The following is a 19,257-nucleotide window of genomic DNA, read 5'->3' on the forward strand; positions in this document are numbered from 1 at the left end:
CCGCTACGACGTGATGTCCTTGCGGGTGAAGCGCCAGAACGCCAACCCCCAGAACAGCGTCGCGTAGCTGATCGCCGAGATGCAGCCGCGTACCACGTCGTCGGTCTGCACCGGGGTCGAGAGCAGCCCCAGCCAGGCGGTGCTGAAGTGGGTGGGCAGGAAGTCGCGTACCGCGCCCAGGGCGGTGATCTGGTCCAGGATGCTGGACAGGATCCAGAGCAGAACCGCACCACCCACCGCGCCCAGCGCGGCGTCCGTGGTCACCGACAGCAGGAACGCCAGGCCGGCCACCACCAGCAGGACGACCGCCAGGTAGCCGAGCACCGCCAGCAGCCGGAGCAGCCCCTCGCCCGGCTCCAGTTCGGCGGCGACAGTGCTGCGCAGCGGCGACCAGCCGTAGCGCAGGGTGCCGGCCAGCAGGGCAGTGCCAGCCAACAACACGAGAGCCAGTCCCGAGTACGCGAGCGCGACCACCAGCTTCACCGTCAACAACCGGGCCCGGGGCACCGGGATCGCCAGCAGGTAGCGCAGACTGCCCCAGCTCGCCTCACTGGCCACCGTGTCGCCGCAGAACAGCGCGACGACCACCACGAGCAGGAACGACGCCGACACGAAGATCGAGAAGAGGGTGAAGTTGAGGCCGCCGGAGGTGGCCAGGTCCACCAGACTGGCGAACTCGTTGTTGCCGTTGTCGTCGTCGCCACCGGAGTTGAACTGGAACGCGATCAGGATGATCAACGGCAGCAGCACCATGAACCCGAGCGCCAGCTGGGTCCGCCGCCGGGACGCCTGCCGACGGAACTCCGCCGCGAACGGCATGGTGGCCGACGGCCGGTAGCCCCGGGCCTCGCCCGCGTCGACAACAGCCATCACCGGTCACCGCTTCCCCGAGAGTTGTCGCCCACCAGGGCGAGGAACGCGTCCTCCAGGCGGCGCCGCGGCACCACCCGGTCCACCCCGATGCCGGCGCGTACCAGCTCGGCCACCACCTCGCTGCGGGCCGTGCCGTTCGTGTCGACCACCAACTGGCCGTCGCTCTCGGGCAGCACCCGCACCCCGTGCAGCCGGTCCAGCACCGCCCGCGCCGCCACCGGGTCACTGACGTCGAAGAGCACGCTCGGCGACTCGCCCACGATCTCCTCCACCGGCCCGGACGCCACGATCCGGCCCTTGTTCACCACCACCGCGTGGGTGCACGTCTGCTCCACCTCGGCCAACAGGTGGCTGGAGACCAGCACCGCCCGGCCGTCCGTGGCGTACCGCTGGAGCACCCGGCGCATCTCGGCGATCTGCGGCGGGTCGAGCCCGTCGGTCGGCTCGTCAAGCACCAGCAGCTCGGGCAGGCCGAGCATGGCCTGGGCGATGGCGAGACGCTGCCGCATACCGTGGCTGTAGTTCTTGATCTTCCGGTGCACGGAGTCGCCCAGGCCGGCGATCTCCAGGGCCGCGTCGAACTGGGCGTCCTCCCACGGCCGGCCGGTGGCCCGCCAGTACGCCTTCAGGTTCTCCAGCCCGGACATGTGCGGCAGGAAGCCGGGTCCCTCGACCAGCGCGCCGATCCGGGACAGCACCGGCGAGCCGGGCACCAGCCGGCGACCGAAGACGTAGATCTCCCCGGCGGTCGGCTGGGTCAACCCCATCAGCACCCGCAGGGTGGTCGTCTTGCCGGCGCCGTTGGGCCCGAGCAGACCCACCACCTGACCGGGGTGCACCTCGAAGTCCACGTTCGACACCGCCACGAAGCCGTCCGCGTACTCCTTGCGCAGCTCGCGCACGGCCAGCGGCGTCTCCGCGTACTCCGGATGCACCGACCGGTCCTGGCGGCGATGCCGGCGGCGCAGCACGGCGACGACCACGACGAGGCCGATCGCGATGGCGGCGAGCAGGCCGGCGAGCACCCAGCGCCAGAGCGTCGCGGCGGTGGGGATCGGCTCGCCGTCGACAGTGGGCAGGGTGACCGCGCCGTCCGCCGCCACCGTGTAGACGGTCGGCTCGGCCGGCGTGGTGTACGCCTGGTCGGAGGTGGCCACGACGAGGCGTAGCCGGTGCCCGGCCTCCACCCGGCGGACGATCCCGGGCAGCGTCACGGTTACCGGGGTGGCGTCCTGCACCTGCTGCGGCAGGCCGGTGAGCCGGATCGGGGCGACCAGCCCGTTCGGCAGGGTCGCCGCGCCGTCCTTGTCGACGTCGTAGAGCTTGACGAAGAGCACCGCCGTACCGGTCGGCGAGGCGGCCCGCAGGGTGACGGTGGGCGCGCCGGCCACGTCCACCGCCTCGGTCAGCGGTGTCGACTCGAACCGGGCGTGCTGGCCGGGCACGTCGCCGGCCACGCCGTCCAGCAGGGAGGTGAGCCCACCGGCGAACGGGATCGAGGAGATCGCCGCCGGGTTGCCGTTCGGCGGGTTCGCGATCGGCTGGGCCGGCCCGGCGACAGTGACCTCCCGCCGGTTGTTGCCGGTCAGACCCGGGTAGTCCGCGCGGCGGAAGCCGGTGGCGACCAGACCCCTGTCGAGCGCGTCGAACCCGGCGATCCGCGACCAGGTGAAGTCGTCGCCGGGCGCGTCGCCCTCGCCCCTGACGTAGTGGTCGAGCCACGTGACGGTCAGGAACTTCACCCGGTCCTCGTCCGAGCGGGGTCCACTGCCACCGTCGTGACCGCCGGTGAACCAGGCGACCCGGACCGGGGTGCCGGCGGCGGCGATGCCCTTCGCGTTCGCGTCCGCCTCGCCGAGGGGGAAGAGCGTGTCCGCCTCGCCCTGCACCAGCAGGGTGGGTGCCTTGATCCGATTCAGTACGCCCGCCGGGCTGGATCGGCGCAGCAGGTCCACGGCCGCCTGATCGGCCCGGCCGGTGGTGGCGATCCGCAGGTACGCGGCGCACACGTCGGCGGCGAACCGGCCGCAGGACGGGTCGGCCGCACCGGCCGGGGCACCATCGGGACCGGTGCCCGGACCGGCACCCGGCCCCGGGCTGGGCGGGCCGGCCGACGCCGGTGCGCCCTGCGGCTGGGCTGCGGTCCCGCCGGAGAGCCCCGCCGGGCCGGAGCCCACGTTGCCACCGCCGCCGAAGAACAGACCGGCCCAACCCTTCTTGAACACACCCTCGGTCGGGGCTCCGCCGGTGCTCTCCGGCAGAAAGGCGCGGGACAGGTCGTTCCAGGTGATCATGGGGACGATCGCGTCGACCCGGTTGTCCTGGGCGGCCAGCAGCAGCGCCAACCCGCCGCCGTACGAGCCGCCGACCACACCGACCTGCGGGTCGCCGGCGGCGTTGGTGCGGACCTCCGGCCGGGCGGCCAACCAGTCCAGCAGCCGCTGAGCGTCGCGCACCTCGTAGTCCGGGCTGTCCAGGTGGATCTCCCCGCCGCTGCGGCCGAAACCCCGGGCGGTCCAGGTGAGCACCGCGTAGCCGCGCCCGGCGAACTCCTCCGCGTCGGAGCGCACCGACTCCTTCGTGCCGCCGAACCCGTGGGCCAGCAGCACCGCCGGGACCTTCCTCCCGGACGACGCGTCGTCCGGAAGGTAGAAGGTCGTGTCCAGATCGACCGGCTGGTCGCCGGACGGTCCGGAGCGGACGGTGAGCATCGCGCTCTCGGTGCGTACGCCCGGCCCCTTCGGCCACACCGCCCAGGTGACGGCGGCGGCCAGCAGCACGACGACGGCCGCTGCGGCGATCGCGCGACGGCGGGTGGGCAGGGCACGCCGGAACCACGCGGCCGGCGACGGCGATGTCATGCGGCACACGGTACGGCCCGCAGCCTGAGCATTGGCTGAGATCCGCCGTACGTCCGTTCGGTTGCCCCGATCGGTGCGCGGGGGGCAGCGAGCGCGCCGTGTCCGACGCGGCCCAGTGAGTTGAGTTCGGATCCCGTGAATTCCGATCTTCCACAGATATCCGTCTCGATCCCTCCATGTCACACCCACTGACGAAACAGAGCGTGTCGGGAACGCGCGCGAATGGTGACATTGCTCGAACTGACGCGAACCTGACTCGCCGACTGAGGCCTGACCAGCAGGGGGGTCGGTTAGTTTTCCGGTCCGGTGCACGGGACTTGTCGGGTCACCCGACGCCGCGCCGATCCGCGCCCCATGCCGGAGGAGACACAACCATGACAGTCCCCGCGCCGCGGGCCCGTCGACGTCCGTCCACCCTGGGCCGACTGCTGCCGCTGGTGCTCATCGGGGCACTACTGGCACCGGTGGGTCTGCTCGTCACGTCCGCCTGGCGGCAGACCACCGACGACCGGGACCTGGCCGTCCGGGAGCGACTCGGCGTGCAGTACCTCACCGCCCTGGGCTCGGTCACCGACGCCCTCGTGGAGGCCCAGTCCGCCGCGGTGAGCAATCGACCCGTGTCCGGCGATGCGCTGAACCGGGCGGTCGAGGAGGCCGCGGCGGTGGACGCCCGCATCGGCGCCGAGCTCCTCAGCCAGGAACGCTGGGCCGGGGTCCGCGCCAAGCTGGAGGCGCTGCGCGGCCGCAGCCCCGCCGACCCGGAGTCCGCCTTCACGGCGTACGGCGAGGTCTCGGACCTGCTGCTGGCACTGCACCGCAAGGTCCGGGAGAGTTCCGGGCTGGTCCGCGATCCCGTCGCTGACTCCTTCTTCCTCCAGGACAGCGCCGGCCAGGAACTGCCCGAGGCGGTGGTGGCCGCCGGCCGGCTCGCCGATCTGGGCACACTGGTCTCCCGCCGGCCAGCCGCCGAGCAACCACGCGGCCTGATGGAGCTGACCGGTCTGCGGGTGGCCGCCCTAGCGCCAGCCAGTGACCTCGTCGACAACCTGCGCTCCGCCGTGGACGGTTCGGAGAGCACCGATCTCGGCGCCAACGTGCTGACCCCGCTGGACACCTACCAGCGCTCGGTGGAGGCGCTGGCGGCCTACTCCACCCCGCCCAAGGCCACCAGCGTGGTGGACCCCGGTCAGTTGAGCGCCGCCGGGCTCAACACGCAGCGCGCCGCCCGCCAACTTCAACCGGTCATCCTCGCCGAGCTGGACGCCCTGCTCGTCGAGCGCATCGACGGGTTCAACCGGGACCGCTGGCTGATCGGCGCAGCGGGCGTGCTCGCCGGGCTCCTGCTGAGCTGGCTCGCCGCGCTGCAGATCGCCGCCGCTGGCCGGGCGCGACGCCGGGCGGCCCTGGCCGCGACCCACGCGGAGAGCGCCGACGCCCCGTCGCCGGCGGACTCGTGGCAACCGGTGCCCAGCGACCCGCGCGGGCTGCAACCGGCCGGCGCGACCCGCGATCCGGAGCCCGCGCAGTGGGGGGCCTTCGATGCTGCTCGGTAGGCTCCGGATCCGCGGCAAGCTCGCGCTGCTCGTGGTGATCCCACTGCTCAGCATGGTCGGCCTGGCCGTGCCCGTGATGCTCGACCGGGTGGCCGCGGCGCAGCGGGCCAGCGACACCGCCGAGCGGGTACGGCTCGCCAGCCGGGTCGGCAGCCTGGTCCAGGACCTCCAGCAGGAACGCATCCTCTCTGTCGGTTTCCTGCTCGGCCAGGTCGAGCGCAGCGAGGTGGTCCGCAAGTCCGCAGACGTCGACGACCGGGTGGCCGACCTGCGGGCGGCGCGGAGCGACGCGCTGACCGACCAGGTCGACGGCGCCCTCGACGGCGTGACCAGCCTCATCGACCTGCGCACGGCCGTCCTGGCCAGGACCGCCAACCCGGGTCAGGTGATGGACGCGTTCGACCCGGTCAACAAGGGGATCATCGAGTCACTGCGGCTGATGGTCGGGGTGGACACCGACACGTTGGCGGGCCGGCAGGTGCTCGCCCTCGACGGGCTGCTCCGCGCCGACGAGGGCCTCGCCGCCTGCGCCACCCTGAGCCTGCTGGTCAAGGCGATCGGCACCTCGGACACCACCGCCGCGTACGTGGCGTGCATCGCCGCTGTCATGGTCGACAACTCGCGCTACCGCAGCCTGATCACGCCCGAACAGCTCAAGGTGGCCCAGCTCAACGACGCTGCCGTGGAAGCGCGTACCCGCCCCAACTTCCTGGTCAGAAGCGCCCGCGATCCGGCGGCCGCGGTCCGCGACGTGTCGATCGAGGCGCTCTTCCCAGCCGTCCGCACGATGATCCGGCTCGGTCAGTTCGTCGAGAAGAAGCTGGTCGCCGACGTGCTCACCGAGGTGACCGCCGAGCAGCGGCGCGCGCTGACGGCCGCGTACCTGGTCGGTGCCGTGGCGGTGTTGATCCTGACGCTGGTGGTGCTGCTCAGCGTGGTGGTGGCGCGGACGGTTGCCCGACCGCTGACCCGGCTCACCCGCTCGGCCGACCGGGTCGCCCGGGTCGCCGAGGCGGAGCTGGTGCGGGTCACCGACGACGAGGGGGAGAGCCCCCAGCCGGTCCGGCTGGAGCCGGTGGACATCCGGGCCAACGACGAGATCGGCGACCTGGCGCGGGCCTTCGACCGGGTGCAGAACACCGCCGCGCGGCTGGTCGAGCGACAGGTAGCCGGCCGACGCAACGTGGCGCAGATGTTCGGCCACGTCGGGCGGCGCACCCAGAACCTGGTGGGCCGGCAGATCGCGCTGATCGACCGGCTGGAGCAGCAGGAGGCCGACCCGGGCCGACTGGAGCACCTGTACCGGCTCGACCACATTTCCAGCCGGTTGCGCCGCAACGCCGGCAGCCTGGTGGTGCTCTCCGGTTCGGCCGGCGCCGACGCCCACACCGCGCCGGTGCCGCTGGCCGACGTGGTCCGGTTGGCGCTCGGCGAGATCGAGGACTACACCCGGGTGGAGGTGCGGGTGCCGACGGGCATCTCGGCTGCTCCGGCGGTGGTCGGTGACCTCATCCTGGCGCTGGCCGAACTCATGGAGAACGCCACCGCCTTCTCCCCGCCGCACACCCGGGTGCTGGTGGCCGCCGAGACGTCCGGCCTCGGCGCGCGGATCACCGTCGTGGACCACGGCATCGGCATGGGCGAGCAACGGCTGGCCGAGGAGAACGCCCGGTTCACCCGCCGGGAACGGCTCGACCTGGCGCCGACCGAGGTGCTCGGTCTCTTCGTGGTGGGCCGGTTGGCCCGCCGCCACGGCTGGGAGGTGGGCCTTGCCGCCACCGCCGGCGGTGGGGTGACGGCACACCTGGAGATCCCGTCGACGTCACTCGTGCTGCGCCGCGCCGACCCGGCCGGGAGCACCGTCGCCCGGGCCGCGGTGCCGGAACGGGACAGGCGTACGGCGGCCGCCTCCGAGCGCGCCGCGCGGTCCATCACGGCGGCCGTCGCCGAGCCGGCCCGCTTCGACTCGGACCTGCTCAGCCGGGCCACCCGCAGCCTGGAGGCCAGCCCGTCCTGGAACGCGTTCGGCCCCGGCCAGCCGCCGCAGCCCGTCCCCGCCCCCGCCCCCCAGGAGCCGGAACCGTCGGGCGCACCGAGCACGCCGCGGGTCCGGCAGCGGGTGCCCGGCGCCAGCCTGCACGCCGCCGCCACCCCAACCCGGCCGGTGGACGCCACCGGCGCGGACCCCGCCGCCGCGCGGGCTCTGGTCGAGGCGTTTCAGGCCGGCGTACGCCGGGCCGAATTGAACACCGTCGACCTGCCGAGCACACCGGGAGGCGTCGGCCCTACGGTGGCGGGTGGCGCCGGCCCGTCCGACGCCACCCCGGGTCGGCCCCGACTGAGCCGACGGGTGCCGGGGGCGAACCTCACAGTCGTCCCGGCCTGTCAGCCACCCAGTACCCACCTCGGTGACCCGGCCGAGGTCCGCAAGCGCATCAGCGAGTTCGAGGAGGGCGTCGCCCGCGCTCTCCGCGAAGTCGGCCCAGACCGCCGGAACGAAGAAGGATCATCACGGTGACCAGTCCCTTCCTGCACGACAACGTCGACCAGAGCCAGTCCGGGGCCAGCGGGGACCTCAGCCCGGAGGCCCGTACGTTCAACTGGTTGCTGGACTCCTTCACCTCCGGCACGGCCGGGGTCCTGGAGGCGATCGCGGTCTCGTCGGACGGCCTGCTGATGGCCATGTCGGCGATCAAGGACCGGTCCAACGCGGAGCGGCTGGCGGCGGTGGTCTCCGGGATGACAAGTCTCGCCGGCGGGGCGGCCAGTTGGTACGCGCTCGGTGGTTTGAACCGGGTGATCGTCGACATGGCCGACGGCTACCTGCTGATCAGCGCGATCAGCAGCGGTTCCGTCCTCGGGGTGGTCGCCGACCGGTCAGCCAACCTGGGCACCGTCGCGTACGAGATGACGCTCTTCGCCGGGCGGGCCGGTGGCGCCCTGACCCCGCGGCTGATCGTCGAGTTGAAGAACGCCGTTCAGCAGTGACCTCCGACGTCGGCGGTGAGGACCCGGACCCGGAACCCAGGGTCCGGATCCGCCCGTACCTGCGCTCGGCCGCCCCGACCGACGCCGGCGAGGTGGTGGCAGCGGCGTTGCCGGAGCCCGAGCCGGGCGGTGGCCGGCCGGCCGGTCCCCGTCCGTTCGTGCTCACCTCCGGACGGGTGGCGGGTGCCGACCCGGCGATCGGGCTGGAGACGCAGGTGACCGCCCGGACGGACGGCGGCTGGTCGACCGGCCCGCCCGGCGCCCTGCTGGCACCGGAATCCCAGGTGATCATCGCGCTCTGCGCAGAACCGATCTCGGTTGCCGAGATCTCGGCCCGCGCCCGGTTGCACCTCGGCGTGACGCGGGTCCTGGTCGGTGACCTGCGGGCGGCCGGCCATCTGGACGTGCACGTCTCCGACACCAACGACGCCGCCGACCCCGACCTCATCCTGCGAGTGATTGATGGACTTCGTGCGATCTCCTGAATGGCCGGTCGCCCCGCTCGGCGGGGTCGCCGGAAACAGCGCCGCAGCCCGTTACGCCGTGCCGGGCGGCGGGCCGGCAGTCGGACGTGCCGGCACACCGCCGCCGCCGTACCAGCCTCCGTCCGGCGCGGGGACGTCACCGCCGCCGGTCGGCAAGCCGGCGACACCGCCGATCCCGGTCAAGATCCTGGTGGCCGGTGGGTTCGGGGTGGGCAAGACCACCACCGTGGGCGCCATCTCCGAGATCGCTCCCCTGACCACCGAGGCCGAGATGACAAGCGCCGGGATCGGCGTGGACGATCCGGGTGTCCGTTCCACAAAGACCACAACGACGGTGGCGATGGACTTCGGCTGCGTGACCATCGACCGCAGCCTGAAGCTCTACCTGTTCGGCACGCCGGGGCAGGCCCGGTTCGGCTTCATGTGGGACGACCTGGCCCGGGGTGCGCTCGGCGCGCTGGTCGTGGTGGACAGCGCCCGGCTGGACGACTGCTTCCCGGCGATCGACTTCTTCGAACGGGCCGGGCTGCCGTTCGTGGTCGGGGTCAACGCCTTCGACGGGCGGCTGGCCCTGGAACTCGGTGAGATCCGGTGGGCACTGGCCATCGGTGACCACGTACCCCTGGTGCAGTTCGACGCCCGGGACCGGTTGTCGGTGCGGGACGCCCTGCTTGTCGTTCTGGACCGTGCGCTGGAACGTGCGACCCGGGACAGGCAAGCCTGAGCCGACCGGCTCCGGCCGTGCGGGAAGAGGTGATCTGGTGAGGGGCGACCTGGACGAGACGCTGGCCCGACTGGCCCGGCGCGAGGAGGCGCGGCGCCGGCGGACCAACGACCGTGACGACAGCGTGCCACCGCCGGGCCGTCCCGGGCCCGGCCCGGACGACGTCCGCGACGCCGGGTCGGGACGGCACGATCCCCGGCACGCGGGGGCGGACTCAGCGGGTGACGTGGCCGGGTGGGGTCCGGTGGAGGAGGTGGCCGAGGCGGTCCGTCAGGTCGTCGGCGGCCATCCCGGGCTGGCGGTGACAGTGCAGGTGCAGCACGAGGGGCGGACGTACCCCATGCGGATCTCCTGGGCCGGGCCGGACGTCACGGTCGGGCCGGTGCCCCCGGCGGCGCCGGTGGAACCCCCGCCGGCCTGGCCGCTGTCCGGCCGGACGGTGCCCGAGTGGGCGCCCGGCCCGGACGGGTTGACCCCGGACCCGGCGGCCCGGCTGGCCGAGCTGATCAGGCGGGACCCGTCGTTGCTCGACGAGTTGGATCCGCGCCGCTGACCGGCGGGGCTGGCCGGCGGCGGCTACGGTCGGGCCGTGGCGCAACCCGACCTGACCCTGACGGCGAGCCTTCGGCCGGCCGCGTTGGACGCCCGACGGGGCATCGTGCGGCTGCACCCGGAGGCGCTGACCGCGCTGGGGCTGCGGCCCGGCGACCCGGTCCGGCTTGTCGGCCGCCGGGAGACGGCGGGGATCGTGGCGACCGCCGCGCCGGGCGCGAGCAGCGCCCTGCTGTACGCCGACGACCTGACCCTTGGCAACCTGGGCGTGCGCGACGGCGCTCAGGTGCGGGTCAGCCCGGTGCCGCTGACGCCGGCGGACCGGGTCGTCCTGAGCGGGCCGGTGGAGGTGGTCGCGGCGGTGAGCCCGGAGATGCTCCGGCTGGCCCTGCTGGGCAAGGTGCTCACCGCCGGTGACGACGTGTCGCTGCTGCCACAGGACGTGCTGCCGGACGCCTCGGTGCGCAGCCTGGTCGAGGCGGCTCGACGCAGCCTCGCCAACACTGTCGGTTTCGCCTGGACCAGCACCCTGCTCACCGTGCGCTCGGTCGAGCCGGCCGCCGGCGCGCTCGTCACGATGGACACCGTGATCGGGTGGGAGCACGGCCCGGCCACCCACGGCGGGCCCGCCCCGGTCGACGCCGGGCGGACGCCGCCGACCCGGACGGCCGACGCGGCCCCGGCGGTGGACCAGCCCGACGACACACCGGACGTGGACGAGCTGCCCGGGCTGCGCACCCAGGCCGAGGAGTTGACCGAACTGTTCGACCTCGGCTTCCACCACCGGGAGGTGTTGGGCCGGCTGGGCACCACCATCTCGCTGGGGGTGTTGCTCGTCGGCCCGGCCGGCTCCGGAAAGTCGGCGCTGGTCCGGGCCGTCGCGGCCCGGGTCGGTGCCCGCGTACACCCGCTGTGGGCGCCCGAGGTGGCCGCGTCGACCAACCAGGCCGCCGCCGACCGGTTGCGGGCCGCGGCGACGGCGGCCCGAGCCGGCGGGCCGGCGGTGCTGCTGGTCAGCGACGTCGAGGCGCTCGCACCGGCGGACCAACCCGGCCCGGTGGCGACGGTGTTCCGCCAGATGCTCGCCGAGTGCGTTCGGGCCGGTGTCGCGGTGGTCTGCGCCACCGGCCGACCGGAGGCGGTCGACCCGGCGCTGCGCGCACCCGACCTGCTGTCGCTGCGGATCAGCATTCCGCTTCCCGACCAGGCGTTACGCCGCGAACAGCTCACCGTGCTGACCCGGCAGGTGCCACTGGCCGACGACGTCCGGTTGGACGACGTGGCCGCGCGTACCCCCGGGTTCGTCGCGGCGGACCTGGCGGCGCTGGTGCGGGAGGCCGGGGTACGCGCCGCGCTGCGGCAGAAGTCCGCCGAGACACCGACGGTGTCGATGGCGGACTTCACCGCCGCCCGGGAGGTGGTCCGGCCGACCACGATGGCGGCCTCGACCCTGGATCTGGCCTCGGTGACCCTCGACGACGTCGGCGGCCTGGGCGAGGTCAAGCAGACGCTCACCGAGTCGGTGCTGTGGCCGTTGACCTACCCGGACACGTTCGCCCGGCTCGGGGTGCAGCCGCCCCGCGGTGTGCTGCTCTACGGCCCACCGGGCTGCGGTAAGACCTACCTGGTCACCGCGCTCGCCGGCTCGGGGCGGGCCAACGTGCTGTCGGTGAAGGGCGCCGAACTGCTCTCCAAGTGGGTCGGCGAGAGCGAACGCGCGGTCCGCGAACTGTTCCGGCGGGCCCGGGAGGCGGCCCCCACCCTGATCTTCCTGGACGAGGTGGACGCCCTCGCGCCGGTACGCGGCCAGGCCACCGACGGGGGCACCACGGACCGGGTGGTCGCCGCGCTGCTCACCGAGCTGGACGGGGTGGAGACGTTGCGCAACGTGGTGGTGGTCGGTGCGACAAACCGGCCCGACCTGGTCGACCCGGCCCTGCTGCGGCCGGGCCGGTTGGAGCGGCTGGTCTACGTGCCACCGCCGAACGGGCCGGCCCGCGCGGAGATCCTGCGAGCCGCGTCCCGGCAGGTGCCGCTGGCACCGGACGTCGACCTGGCGGCCCTCGGCGAGGAGCTGACCGGCTTCTCCGCGGCGGACTGCGCGGCGCTGGTCCGGGAGGCGGCGCTTGCCGCGATGCGGGAGTCGCTCGCCGCGGCCACTGTCACCGCCGGCCACGTGGCGACGGCACGGGCCCGAGTGCGCCCGTCGCTGGACCCGGCCCAGGTCGCCGCGCTGGCCGCGTACGCCGCCCGGCGGGACTGAGCGCCGCAACCAACCTTTTGGCGACTCCAGGCTGTTATAAGGGCGTCACATTCCTCTGTGGAGTCCTCCACCTGAACGTCAGGCGGTGTTCCTTGCGCAAGCTGCTGTCCCTCCTCCTCGTCCCCCTGGTCGCGGCGGCGACCCTGGCCACTGTCGGTGCGCCGGCGACCGCCCATCCGACGAAGCCGTTCCCGGCCCGGATCGCCCTGCCCGACGGTTTCACCCCGGAAGGGTTGACGATCGGTCGGGGCACCACTGTGTACGTCGGGTCCGTCCTGGACGGTGCGGTGTGGCGGGGTGACCTCCGCACCGGGCGCGGCTCGGTGCTGATCCCGGGCACAGCCGGCGCCACCAAGGCGGGCATCAAGATCGACCCGCAGGGCCGGCTCTGGACCGCCGACTTCGCCGGCGGCGGGGCCAGCGTGTACGACGCGAACACCGGTGCCCGGCTGGCCCACTACCAGTTCACCACCGACCCCAACAGCCTGGTCAACGACCTGGTGGTCACCGAGCGGGCGGTCTACTTCACCGACTCCACCCGACCGGTGCTGTACGTGGTGCCGCTGGGCGCGGGTGGCCGCCTGCCCGCCCCCACCGCCTTCCGGGTGCTGCCGCTCACCGGTCCGGGCGCGACGCCGGACGCGTTCAACAACGGGATCGTGGCGCTCCCGGACGGCGACCTGCTGGTGGCGCAGATGCTGACCGGCCAACTCGTCCGCGTCGACCCGCGCACCGGAGGCAGCCGCGTCTTCGACCTCGGCGGCTACTCGGTGGAGCGGGCGGACGGGCTGGTGCTGCGCGGTCGCACCCTGTACGTGATCCGGAACCTGACGAACGTCATCGCGGTGGTCCGGCTCAACGCCGGTTACACCGCCGGGGCGGTGCAGCGGGAGATCACCGGCCCGCAGCTGCGGTCGCCGGCCACCGGTGACCTGCTCGGCTCGTCGTTGTACCTGGTGAACGGTCGGTTCGACGTGGAGTCGACGCCGACCACCGACTACGACATCGTCCGGGTGCCGGCCTGATCCAGCCGGTCGGCGGTGGCCCCGCCGGGGCTGCCGCCGACCGTCCGGCCGGGCACGGTTCAGTCGGTGGGGAGAAGCGGACCGAGCGGGCCGAGATCCAGGTTCAGGTCCTCCACGGCCAGGCCGAAGTGCTCGCGCAACCCCGTCATCTGCTCCGCCAGCGCCATCAGCGTCACCCCGATGCGCTCGACCTGCTCCTCGGTGAGATCGCCGAGGTCGATCCGGCGGAGGGCCTGCCGCTCCATCAGCTCCCGCAGCAACTCGACGACGGTGAGCACCAGGCTGGCCAGGCCCCGCTCAACCGAGTCGCGGTCCACCTCGATCCGACGATCAAGCGGCGTGACCCGGGGCGGCTGCCACGACTGGGCGCCCAGCGCGGCGGCCAGCTCCCCCGCCTCGTCCCGCCGGATCATTCGGTGTCCTCCGGCGACGCCAGCGCGCCGACCGAGGCGACCAACGCCCGCAGCGAGATCCGGACCAGGTCCACCTCGGCGATCGACAGCGTGATGTCACCACTGATCACCACCCCGGTGGCGAGCACCCGGTCGAGCAGGTCGACGAGGGCGACCGGCCGGTAGGCCAGCGGATCGTCAGCGCTGTTCGGCGCGAGGGTGGTGGTCACCGCGACTCCCGGCCGGCGCCGTCGGGATCCGGGCGGTCCGCCACGAAGGAGTACGCCGGCCACGGGCCGGTCAACTCCAACCGGATCCCCGGATGCCGGTCACCAAACGATCCGACCAGGTCGGTGAAGCGGGACAGCGCCGAGACATCGACCAGGTACGCCCCGTTGAGCACCATCGGCGTGGGCGCGCCCGAAAGCCGCCGGTCCTGCGGGGCGTGCCGGCAGCCCAGCACCGCCACCTCGCAGAGGGCGGCGTGCACCGCGTCCGCGGCGGCGCTCGCCACCTGCTGATGTTCCTCCCGGGCGGTCAGCTGGGCGCGTCTGCGACGGAGATAGGCCGTCCCCACCCCGCCGGCGCTCGCCGCCTCGGCGTGCACGCTGGCGGCACCCGGGACCAGGTAACCCTTGACGCCCCACTCGCCGCGGCCGGTCAACCGGTCCAGCGCGGCGACCAGATCGGCGCGCCGGGCGGCGAGAGACCCGGCCACCCCGTTGTCGTCGCTGTACACGGTGGCGAGCCGGGCCGGTACCACCGGCCCCTGGCGTGCCAACATCTCGACCACGGCGTGGTGTGCCCGCGCCGCCCGCTCCAACCAGACCAGATCCTCCAGGTTGCGGCGCAGCGACTCTTCGCCGTACTCGTCCAGCGGTGCTGCGCTGACCACCGCGGTCAGCCCGGCGGTGGGCACCGCACGGACCGGGGCGCCGTCCATTCCGACGATCGCCGCCAACGTCGCCGGCTCGACGTCCCGGACCACGCCGTGCAGCCAGGCCCCGGTGGCCGGGGCGGGCCGGTCGGCGATCACCTCAGCCGTCGATCTCATCCCACTCCTCCCGTTCGGCGCCGCGACGTCGTGCCGGGGACCGCCGCTCCACCTCGACCCGCGCCGGGTCACGAGGTCCCAGCTCGACCGGCGGACGGGCCCGCGAGCTGAGCCACGGGTCGTGCTCCCACCAGTCGATGCCGATCTGGCGTGCGGTGTCGACCGACGCGATGACCAGTCGCAGCTTCAACGTCAGCAGCTCGATGTCGAGCAGGCTGACCCGGATGTCGCCGGCGATCACGATGCCCCGGTCGAGCACCCGTTCCAGGATGTCGCCCAGGTTCGCCGGCTCGTGGCCGGCGGGTAAGACCTGGCCGGAGTTCTGCACCACCGACGGCGGCTGCGCAGCGGTCATCTCAGTCCACCTCACCCTTCCCGCGCTGGTAGCGCCGCACCCGCCGATAGCCGAGCAGGTTCCCCTCGACGTCCAGCTCCACCTCGTACAGGCCGAGCAGGTCGATGGAGTTGGGGATCCGGTGCGCCTCGACCACCTCCACCCCGACCAGCCAGCCGTCCTCGGTGGCCTCCAGCGACGTGGTGACCGAGGGCTCGCGACCGGTCAACTCGACGAGCTGCCGCAGCCCCGCCCGGGCGGCCTCGGCCGCCGACACCGGCTCGACGTACTCCACGTCGGAGTAGCCGTCCACCGTCGGGTCACGCGGGGCGCGGTCGTCGTCGGTCACGGCGCACTCCTTCCTCGCGGATCGGGCCCTGCCGGCGCGGACGTGGCCGCTCGGCGGCGCGGCTCACGCCCACGGTGAGCCGATCCAGCACACGTTGCTCGGCCCTGTCACGGTCCTCGGCGCTCAGCTCACCGGCCGCCGCCGCCGCGTCCAACGCCTCCAGCTCGCGCCGAACGTTCACCGGGTTCCGCTGTCGCGCCTCCGCTTCCCGGGCCACCACGCCGACCACCGCGGTCAGCCCGCGCACCGGCGCGTACGGCAGGGTCAGCAGCGCCCAGAGCAGGTCCACCGGTCAGCCCGCCAACTGGTGCGCGTCGACGAAGTCGTAGGGGGCGAGCGGCCCGAGCAGCCGCATCCGCAGCAGACCCCGGCGGTCCTGCGCGTACTCCTCTAGCACGTCGACTAGCGCACCCTCCCGGTCGGTGTCCACCAGGAGGGCCACGTGGGCCGCGTCCATCTCGTGGCCGGGTGGGCGTAGTCGCGTGGCGACGACGTACTCGGCCGTCGTGTCGAGCAGCCGCCGGTTCTCCGCCTCGCGGCGCAGCTCCACCGCCTGGCTGATCAGCTCCCCGAGTCGGATCCGGGGCTCCCGGCTGGCCGCCTCGGCCCGGCCCCGCACCTGCTCGGCGAGCCGGGCGGCGGCCGGGTTCTCGGCGAGGATGGCGCGCAGCAGCTCGGTCTCCTCGAAACGGCCCTGCACGACGTACTGGACCCTGCCCTCAAACTCGGCGAGCGCGGCGGCGAACCGGTCGTGGTGTGGTCGCAGCAGGTCGAGCACCGCGTCCGGTCCGGTGACCACGGTGCCGAACCGCACCGGCAGCACCGGCGCCACGGCCGCTGTCCCGTCCAGCAGTTCCTGGTACGCCCGCAGGTCGGCCGACCGGCCCAGCGTCGCATCCAGCGGCACCTCGCTGACCAGGGCCCCGAGGTCGCCGTGCCGCACCACAGTCACCTCGCCGGGCGGCTCGCCGACCCCGGCGGCGTCCGGGGTCGCCGCCACGTCCGCCGGTACCAGCCCGTAGAGGAACAGTCCCGTCTCCGCTGCCATGTCAGCCCCTCCCGAGGTCCCGCACATTGCCGGTGACGTCCCGCACATTGCCGGTGACGTCCCGGACCGCGCCGGTGACGTCACCGAGAACACCACCCAGCCCCTCGCCCGGGTCGAGGCCGAGGTCGAGCCGGTCGACCGCCTGGGCGAACCGCAGGTACGTCTCGATGCTCGCCACCACCACCCGGGCGTTGATCTCCACGAGCGGGATGCCGACTACTCCGACAGTCACCTGCGCGTCGATCACCACGCCCTTGTCGAGCACCGTCTCCACCACGTCGGCGAGCCCGCCGGCGGAGCCCACGCGTTCCAGGGCTCCGCCGGCGGCGGGCTCACCGGCGGCGAGCGTCACTCGTCCCCCTCGCGGCGGCGGCGCACCACCGGGCGGCGCGGCGGCTCGGGTGCACGCCGGACGGGCGGACGGGGCCGCTGCGGCTCCTCTCGTGGCTGGGGCCGGCGGGCACGGTCCGGAGCGCGACGTCGGGGCGGCGGCGGAGGCTCCTCGTCGGCTTCGTCCGCGTACCCCTCGTCGTAGCCGTCCTCGTAGGCCTCGTACTCCTCGTCGTACTCCGGCTCGGCCGGTCGCCGCTGCGGCCGCTGACGCAGTCGCCCGCGGGGCACCTCCCTCTCGGCCGGCTCCTCCTCGGCGAACTCGTCGTCCTCGGGGCCGGCCGGGGCGCCGCCGCGCTGCTCCTGCCCCCGCTCGCGCTGCTCCCGCTCCTCGCGCAGGCCGGTCTCGTGGTCCTTGACCACCTGGGAGTCGCGGATCTCGCCGCGCCAGCCCTCGACCTGGTCCGGGTCGAGCGCGACCTCGGTCATCACGTGCCGGACGAAGTGCTTCAACTCCAGCCGCACCCGCCGGCCCTGGGCGCGCCACAGGTTGCCGGTGTGCTCGAAGAGGCCCTGCGGGTGGTACTCCAGCACCACGAGGATGCGGGTGAGATCCGGTGTGGTCTCGTGGAAGCTGACGGTGCCGTCGACCGACCCCTTCTCGCCCTTTGACCGCCAATGAATGAGTTTGTCCGGCACCTGGCGGACGATCGTCGACTCCCACGTCCGGTGCGACCAGAAGACCTGCGCCTTCCAGGTCAGCTTCTCGTCCGTGTCGGTGTCGACGTTCTCGACCTTTTTCATGAAGCTCGGGAAGTCGCCGAACTGGGTCCACTGGTTGTACGCGGCCCGCACCGGCACGCCGACCTCGATCGTCTCGACGATGTTGGTGACCTTCTTCTTGCCGCCGCCCTTACCGCCGCCTGTGCGGCCGAGAGCCGACATCACCTTCTCCTTACCGCCGGCCACCCCGGCGTGCAGCATCGCTTTCACCGGCGACCCGCCCTCAGCCAGCTTCTGCGCGCCGGTGGCGGCGGCGATCAAGCCGGGACCGCCGCCCTGGCGCGCGTACTCGCTGAGACGGCCGGTCGCGCCGGTGATCCGCTCGGTCACCACGCTCACCGCACGATCGCCGATCGCTCCGGCGAGGTTGCGCACCTCGTCGGCCAACTGGCCACGGAGCTTGTCGCCGAGGCCGCCCGGGTTGGTGTTCCCCGCCATGGTCACCTCCCCCGCCGCTGCTCGGCTGCCGTGCTGTCCTGGTCGTCGTTCGCCGCGCTCCGGTCGTTCGTCGCGGAGTTGCCGTTGTCGTCACCGCTCTGGTCGCCGGAGCGTCGACGCAGGGCGTCAGCGGAGCCGCGCAGGCGGCCGGTGACCGCGTCGACGCCGCTGCCGGCCGCCGCTGTCGCGGCCGCCCGGCCGGCGTTGACCAACGGCCCGCCGAGCCGGCTCAGGTTGCTCAGTTGGGGGGACGACTGAAGCACCGCGCTGCCCCGCTTCAGGAGCCCGGCGGGATCCCGGCTGGCCCGGCCGGCCGCAACCGCCGCGGCCAGAGTGAGCGCGGTACGCAGCTTGCGGCGACGGCCCAGCAGGTAGCCGAAGCCCACCGCCAGCCCGACTCGTGTTCCGTTCTTCATCAGGTCTCCTTCACTCCCCGGAGGGGTCCGGACGCCTGCCGGTGGAAACCAAGAAGGGGCTACCGGGGAATAGCGCAAATCTGGCCTTCGATCAGGCGTCCCGCATCTGCGGACCCGGGCGGCAGTACCCGGCGGAGTTACTCCGAAACCGCTACGGCAATTCCCGTTCCCGCCGCGCGGAGGCGAGCCGGAAATGCGGCGCGTGAGGGCCCAGACCGGACTTTTGTGCGGTCATGAGCAGGGAGAATGCCAGAAGGAACGAAAACCCAAATCACCTTTCAGAGGGCGGGCGGTGTCGAGTCGAGACAGATCTCGGCGCGCACCTTTCCGTCGTCCTCGTACAATTTCGCGCCGCACTTCTGCAATACGGCGACCGCGCCGAAGTTGTCCGGAGTCGTTTCGGCGACCACCGCCCGCATGCCCGCCCGAGCGGCGGCGTTCAGCAACTCCCGCAGGGCGGCAGCGCCGATCCCCTGCCCGCGGGCCGAGCGACCGAGCCACATGCCGGTCTCCACAGTGCCGGGCTCGTCACAGCGCGTCATCCGGACCATGCCCAGCACCTCGCCGCCGACGAGGATCGCGTACATCTGCGAGCGGGTCGGGCCGTCCAGTCCGCCGAAGCTGGCCCGATGGAACTCCCGAAAGGCCTCCCGGCGGGCGAGCGACCAGCCGGCGGGGGCCTCGACCGGAGGCATGACGTCGCTGGGCTCCGCCTCGGCAGCCGCTACGGAGAGCAACGGCTCCAGGTTCTGCTCGTCCACCGGCTCCAGCCGGACCGCACCCGCCACG

At 73.3% G+C, this 19,257-nt stretch carries 21 protein-coding genes; 8 read left to right on the top strand and 13 right to left on the bottom strand.

Annotation, left to right across the window (positions count from 1 at the left end; translation table 11 throughout):
• Window positions 1-3: 3 nt before the first annotated feature.
• Together ACQPWW_RS32025 and ACQPWW_RS32030 are read right to left on the bottom strand one after the other, a co-directional pair.
• Window positions 4-870: an ABC transporter permease gene (locus ACQPWW_RS32025; RefSeq protein WP_433127539.1), complete on the bottom strand. Its 867-nt coding sequence runs from the start codon at window positions 868-870 to the stop codon at window positions 4-6.
• Complete coding sequence (locus ACQPWW_RS32030; RefSeq protein ID WP_433127540.1) at window positions 870-3,734, bottom strand: alpha/beta fold hydrolase; 2,865 nt, start codon at window positions 3,732-3,734, stop codon at window positions 870-872. Before ACQPWW_RS32030 ends, ACQPWW_RS32025 begins: the two co-directional genes overlap by 1 nt.
• 374 nt (window positions 3,735-4,108) lie before the next feature.
• Between ACQPWW_RS32030 and ACQPWW_RS32035 the strand changes: the two genes are divergently transcribed.
• The 8 genes from ACQPWW_RS32035 to ACQPWW_RS32070 all read left to right on the top strand — a co-directional run bounded on the left by ACQPWW_RS32035 (window position 4,109) and on the right by ACQPWW_RS32070 (window position 13,324).
• Complete coding sequence (locus ACQPWW_RS32035) at window positions 4,109-5,287, top strand: hypothetical protein (RefSeq protein ID WP_433127541.1); 1,179 nt, start codon at window positions 4,109-4,111, stop codon at window positions 5,285-5,287.
• Window positions 5,274-7,805 (top strand): sensor histidine kinase, encoded by a 2,532-nt coding sequence (locus ACQPWW_RS32040; protein WP_433127542.1) that lies wholly within the window; start codon window positions 5,274-5,276, stop codon window positions 7,803-7,805. The genes ACQPWW_RS32035 and ACQPWW_RS32040 overlap by 14 nt, the downstream gene beginning before the upstream one ends.
• Window positions 7,802-8,275: a roadblock/LC7 domain-containing protein gene (locus ACQPWW_RS32045; protein ID WP_355027544.1), complete on the top strand. Its 474-nt coding sequence runs from the start codon at window positions 7,802-7,804 to the stop codon at window positions 8,273-8,275. The genes ACQPWW_RS32040 and ACQPWW_RS32045 overlap by 4 nt, the downstream gene beginning before the upstream one ends.
• The gene (locus ACQPWW_RS32050; RefSeq protein WP_433127543.1) at window positions 8,272-8,760 is read left to right on the top strand and encodes a DUF742 domain-containing protein; all 489 of its coding nucleotides are present in this window, start codon (window positions 8,272-8,274) and stop codon (window positions 8,758-8,760) included. Before ACQPWW_RS32045 ends, ACQPWW_RS32050 begins: the two co-directional genes overlap by 4 nt.
• The gene (locus ACQPWW_RS32055) at window positions 8,738-9,484 is read left to right on the top strand and encodes a GTP-binding protein (RefSeq protein WP_433127544.1); all 747 of its coding nucleotides are present in this window, start codon (window positions 8,738-8,740) and stop codon (window positions 9,482-9,484) included. The genes ACQPWW_RS32050 and ACQPWW_RS32055 overlap by 23 nt, the downstream gene beginning before the upstream one ends.
• Before the next feature lie 37 nt (window positions 9,485-9,521).
• The gene (locus ACQPWW_RS32060; RefSeq protein WP_433127545.1) at window positions 9,522-10,037 is read left to right on the top strand and encodes a hypothetical protein; all 516 of its coding nucleotides are present in this window, start codon (window positions 9,522-9,524) and stop codon (window positions 10,035-10,037) included.
• A gap of 36 nt (window positions 10,038-10,073) precedes the next feature.
• Window positions 10,074-12,299 carry an AAA family ATPase gene (locus tag ACQPWW_RS32065; protein ID WP_433127546.1) on the top strand — a complete coding sequence of 742 codons (2,226 nt, stop codon included), beginning with the start codon at window positions 10,074-10,076 and terminating at the stop codon, window positions 12,297-12,299.
• A gap of 92 nt (window positions 12,300-12,391) precedes the next feature.
• A complete protein-coding gene (locus ACQPWW_RS32070) occupies window positions 12,392-13,324 on the top strand; it encodes an SMP-30/gluconolactonase/LRE family protein (protein WP_433127547.1) in 933 nt (310 codons plus the stop codon).
• Window positions 13,325-13,383: 59 nt separating this feature from the next.
• Here ACQPWW_RS32070 and ACQPWW_RS32075 read toward each other — a convergent pair whose 3' ends face one another.
• The 11 genes from ACQPWW_RS32075 to ACQPWW_RS32125 all read right to left on the bottom strand — a co-directional run bounded on the left by ACQPWW_RS32075 (window position 13,384) and on the right by ACQPWW_RS32125 (window position 19,256).
• Window positions 13,384-13,737, bottom strand: coding sequence for a gas vesicle protein K (locus ACQPWW_RS32075; protein ID WP_433127548.1), 354 nt, complete (start codon window positions 13,735-13,737; stop codon window positions 13,384-13,386).
• A complete protein-coding gene (locus tag ACQPWW_RS32080) occupies window positions 13,734-13,946 on the bottom strand; it encodes a gas vesicle protein (protein ID WP_433127549.1) in 213 nt (70 codons plus the stop codon). Before ACQPWW_RS32080 ends, ACQPWW_RS32075 begins: the two co-directional genes overlap by 4 nt.
• On the bottom strand, window positions 13,943-14,770 hold the full coding sequence (locus ACQPWW_RS32085; RefSeq protein ID WP_433127550.1) for a GvpL/GvpF family gas vesicle protein: 828 nt from the start codon (window positions 14,768-14,770) through the stop codon (window positions 13,943-13,945). The genes ACQPWW_RS32080 and ACQPWW_RS32085 overlap by 4 nt, the downstream gene beginning before the upstream one ends.
• Entirely contained in the window at window positions 14,754-15,125 is a 372-nt protein-coding gene (locus ACQPWW_RS32090; RefSeq protein WP_433127551.1) for a gas vesicle protein, read from the bottom strand. Before ACQPWW_RS32090 ends, ACQPWW_RS32085 begins: the two co-directional genes overlap by 17 nt.
• Before the next feature lies 1 nt (window position 15,126).
• Window positions 15,127-15,453 (bottom strand): gas vesicle protein, encoded by a 327-nt coding sequence (locus ACQPWW_RS32095; RefSeq protein ID WP_433127552.1) that lies wholly within the window; start codon window positions 15,451-15,453, stop codon window positions 15,127-15,129.
• Entirely contained in the window at window positions 15,425-15,742 is a 318-nt protein-coding gene (locus ACQPWW_RS32100) for a gas vesicle protein GvpG (protein WP_433127553.1), read from the bottom strand. The genes ACQPWW_RS32095 and ACQPWW_RS32100 overlap by 29 nt, the downstream gene beginning before the upstream one ends.
• A 3-nt stretch (window positions 15,743-15,745) precedes the next feature.
• Entirely contained in the window at window positions 15,746-16,501 is a 756-nt protein-coding gene (locus ACQPWW_RS32105) for a GvpL/GvpF family gas vesicle protein (RefSeq protein WP_433127554.1), read from the bottom strand.
• Window position 16,502: 1 nt separating this feature from the next.
• On the bottom strand, window positions 16,503-16,853 hold the full coding sequence (gene gvpJ / locus ACQPWW_RS32110; protein ID WP_433127555.1) for a gas vesicle protein GvpJ: 351 nt from the start codon (window positions 16,851-16,853) through the stop codon (window positions 16,503-16,505).
• Window positions 16,850-18,052, bottom strand: a complete 1,203-nt coding sequence (locus tag ACQPWW_RS32115; RefSeq protein WP_433127556.1) for an SRPBCC family protein — start codon at window positions 18,050-18,052, stop codon at window positions 16,850-16,852. Before ACQPWW_RS32115 ends, gvpJ begins: the two co-directional genes overlap by 4 nt.
• A 2-nt stretch (window positions 18,053-18,054) precedes the next feature.
• Window positions 18,055-18,468 (bottom strand): hypothetical protein, encoded by a 414-nt coding sequence (locus tag ACQPWW_RS32120; RefSeq protein ID WP_433127557.1) that lies wholly within the window; start codon window positions 18,466-18,468, stop codon window positions 18,055-18,057.
• Between the two features lie 278 nt (window positions 18,469-18,746).
• Entirely contained in the window at window positions 18,747-19,256 is a 510-nt protein-coding gene (locus tag ACQPWW_RS32125) for a GNAT family N-acetyltransferase (RefSeq protein ID WP_433127558.1), read from the bottom strand.
• Between the last annotated feature and the right edge of the window lies 1 nt (window position 19,257).

It is taken from the genome of Micromonospora sp. CA-240977 (assembly GCF_050942285.1).
GTDB lineage: Bacteria > Actinomycetota > Actinomycetes > Mycobacteriales > Micromonosporaceae > Micromonospora.

What these genes read in the sequence shown, in the direction of transcription:
- ACQPWW_RS32030 (WP_433127540.1), bottom strand. Translation starts at nt 3,734, where the DNA reads ATGACATCGCCGTCGCCGGCCGCGTGGTTCCGGCGTGCCCTGCCCACC.
- ACQPWW_RS32090 (WP_433127551.1), bottom strand. Translation starts at nt 15,125, where the DNA reads ATGACCGCTGCGCAGCCGCCGTCGGTGGTGCAGAACTCCGGCCAGGTC.
- ACQPWW_RS32105 (WP_433127554.1), bottom strand. Translation starts at nt 16,501, where the DNA reads ATGGCAGCGGAGACGGGACTGTTCCTCTACGGGCTGGTACCGGCGGAC.
- ACQPWW_RS32025 (WP_433127539.1), bottom strand. Translation starts at nt 870, where the DNA reads ATGGCTGTTGTCGACGCGGGCGAGGCCCGGGGCTACCGGCCGTCGGCC.
- ACQPWW_RS32035 (WP_433127541.1), top strand. Translation starts at nt 4,109, where the DNA reads ATGACAGTCCCCGCGCCGCGGGCCCGTCGACGTCCGTCCACCCTGGGC.
- ACQPWW_RS32115 (WP_433127556.1), bottom strand. Translation starts at nt 18,052, where the DNA reads ATGGCGGGGAACACCAACCCGGGCGGCCTCGGCGACAAGCTCCGTGGC.
- ACQPWW_RS32085 (WP_433127550.1), bottom strand. Translation starts at nt 14,770, where the DNA reads ATGAGATCGACGGCTGAGGTGATCGCCGACCGGCCCGCCCCGGCCACC.
- ACQPWW_RS32075 (WP_433127548.1), bottom strand. Translation starts at nt 13,737, where the DNA reads ATGATCCGGCGGGACGAGGCGGGGGAGCTGGCCGCCGCGCTGGGCGCC.
- ACQPWW_RS32120 (WP_433127557.1), bottom strand. Translation starts at nt 18,468, where the DNA reads ATGAAGAACGGAACACGAGTCGGGCTGGCGGTGGGCTTCGGCTACCTG.
- ACQPWW_RS32055 (WP_433127544.1), top strand. Translation starts at nt 8,738, where the DNA reads ATGGACTTCGTGCGATCTCCTGAATGGCCGGTCGCCCCGCTCGGCGGG.
- ACQPWW_RS32040 (WP_433127542.1), top strand. Translation starts at nt 5,274, where the DNA reads ATGCTGCTCGGTAGGCTCCGGATCCGCGGCAAGCTCGCGCTGCTCGTG.